This is a genomic window from Bacillus sp. AFS001701 (assembly GCF_002559405.1).
GTDB lineage: Bacteria > Bacillota > Bacilli > Bacillales > Bacillaceae_G > Gottfriedia.
The window spans coordinates 1-2,498 of the sequence record NZ_NTZO01000466.1; the positions used below are offsets into that span (position 1 = coordinate 1).

The 2,498-nt window shown below is 34.2% G+C and carries 2 protein-coding genes; both read right to left on the bottom strand.

Annotation, left to right across the window (positions count from 1 at the left end):
- The coding region (locus tag CN514_RS21165) for a PfkB family carbohydrate kinase (RefSeq protein WP_286141784.1) at positions 1-434 on the bottom strand (434 nt) is incomplete at its 3' end.
- A 29-nt stretch (positions 435-463) separates the two neighbouring features.
- On the bottom strand, positions 464-1,243 hold the full coding sequence (locus tag CN514_RS21170) for a sugar phosphate isomerase/epimerase family protein (RefSeq protein WP_098234277.1): 780 nt from the start codon (positions 1,241-1,243) through the stop codon (positions 464-466).
- Positions 1,244-2,498 lie beyond the last annotated feature (1,255 nt).

Below are 2,498 nucleotides of genomic sequence, written 5' to 3' on the forward strand. Positions count from 1 at the left end.
TTCTTTTTCATAAATGATAAAGCATGTTTAGCATAATCTCTTGCTTGTTGGGAAATGGCTAAAGGTATCCCCGTCATATGCAGGTGAGTCGCTGTCTTATAATACTCTTCATTGAAATCCTCTATTTGGAAATGACTTGCTGCAGACCCTTTTCGGAAATATTGAACTTCTGGATCCCCTTCGGTTACTTTCGATTTCAATTGGAATCCCGTCGGGTTCAGATCATCTATTAACACGCTACTAATGTCAACGCTTTCATTTTTAAGCCGTTGGATAATGAATTTACCAAAAGCATCCTTCCCTACTTTGCTAGCCCAGCCGGAACGAAGTCCAAGCCTAGCAAGTCCGATGGCAACATTAGTTTCAGCACCTGCAAGTTCTAGGCTGTATTGATTAATTTCATGTAAGAAACCAGGTTTGTCGGCAATAAACATCGCCATAGCTTCACCAAAGGTAATTACATCTAATTGTCGCATGATAAAGCCCCACTTTCTGTTGCTAATTCAGTAACAAAATAAATATATTCTTTTGTTTTCTCTTTCGGTTCAATTGGAAATTCAAGCGCCTTAACGATATCAACTGGAAAACTCTTCATAACTTTCATCCAGCTAAGATTTCCTTCCGTTTGCACCGGTAAGGTTTGTAGACTGCCATCATGTTCTTCTACCTGTTTTAAATGAAGATAAATTACATATGGAGCAAGTTTACTTAATGCCTCCTCAACATCCTGACCACAAAAATACCAGTTTCCGGCATCAAATGTCATTTTAACAGGAATATCGAGTTCGGTAACGCTTTCAAAAAAAGATGTTAAAGAATGAACGTTCCCGCCATAATATGTTTGGTCGTTTTCGATCAGCAACTGGACATCTTGGTGATGGTTGAGGAAATTTTTTAATTCTAGGACATCTGAAACATCCTTATTAAAATGACCCAAGGATATCTTTATCCATTTTGCTCCAAGTACCCTTCCTTCATCGAAAACTTGCATTAAGTGCTCTTCATTTAATTGGTAATCTTCTTTCCAGCATTCAATCGGAACAGAGTAGATAGTGAAAAGCCCATATTGATCAATTTTTCGTCTAATTATATCAAGCTGTGGGTTCTCTACTGGCAATAATTCATGGCGAATCTCCACTCCAAAAGCACCAGACTGAGCAATTAGCTCAACAAATGATGAATGCCCTTTCTCTAATACTTCGATTCTGTCAAAAGCATTTAACGGGACAATTACATTTTTCATTGCGAAGACCCTTTCTATCAAGTTATTTAATAAAACATTTGAGTGAATCGATTTAGTAAATCGTTTTAGTAAACCGTTTTAGTAAATCGATTTACTTGTATTATAAGCCCTTCATAATTTTTTATCAATAAAGATTTTTCAGTTAATATTTGGTAATTATGGACAAAACTCCTACACTTTCCACAAACAATGTCAGGCACCTATTATGAGGGCTTTATTAAATGAGAAAGCATGTTCTAAGTTAGTGACTACACATTATAAAAAAATACCCATTCTTAATGGTCTTAGGAACGGGTATTTTTTTATTTCTTTAATAAAGTAGCTAGTTGATAATCTTTTATATGTATCAATTTTCATTTAACAAATGCATTTCTATCTGAATGTAATCTTTGAAACCTATTTTTTTTATATACCGGCAGGTAATAAACATATTTTTAACTAATCAAGGATTCATTCAAAGGAGTAAGAGNNAGAGACACCAGATTGTTTGCTAACCTCATCGATAACTTCAAGACATCAACGGACAATTGTAAAGTATGATTCTTGCTTTTATTTAGAACACTCGCTTCGTTCTCCTTTAATGGTAGTTGGTTGAACAGAAGCATCCCCCAAGATTTACCAAAGGGTAATCGTACCACTAGCACCACCTGCTACTTATTTGCTGAATATACTAGTTGGAATTGACCAGAATACGACACCAACCGACTTGGCAAAAATCCAGCGCTAATTAGGAAAATATACGAAATCCGTATATGTTGATGTTTGCTACAATAGCGTTTATTCTAACTGGACCATTTTCCGGCTATATCATTTCTGTAGAGTGTGATTTAGAAATTATGAAGTAATAGAATTTTATAGAATCGATTACTTTTTATCAATTTAATAAAGTATTTTAACCTAAAATATTTTGATATGAATATAGGCTCTTTATACTTTATTGAATTTTTTACAAATGCATTTTATAAAAGTCTTTCTCTTTTTAAATCTCACAATTCCAGTTAATCAAGTTAAACATAAAACACCTCTCCCTTTTACCTACATATCTTATCTTTTCCCTTCTGATATACAAAATTTGTATCACCTCTAATTATAGAGGTTTCTTTAAAAACGCCTCTATTTATGATAGGTTTCCCCTCTATTAATACTAAACTACATCCTTTACAATATGACTATCCTGTCATTTACTCCAATAAAAAAGAGTACCAAAAAGGTACTCGTGGTATTGAACTATCGCGTGCGTTAGTTGCATAAAGTG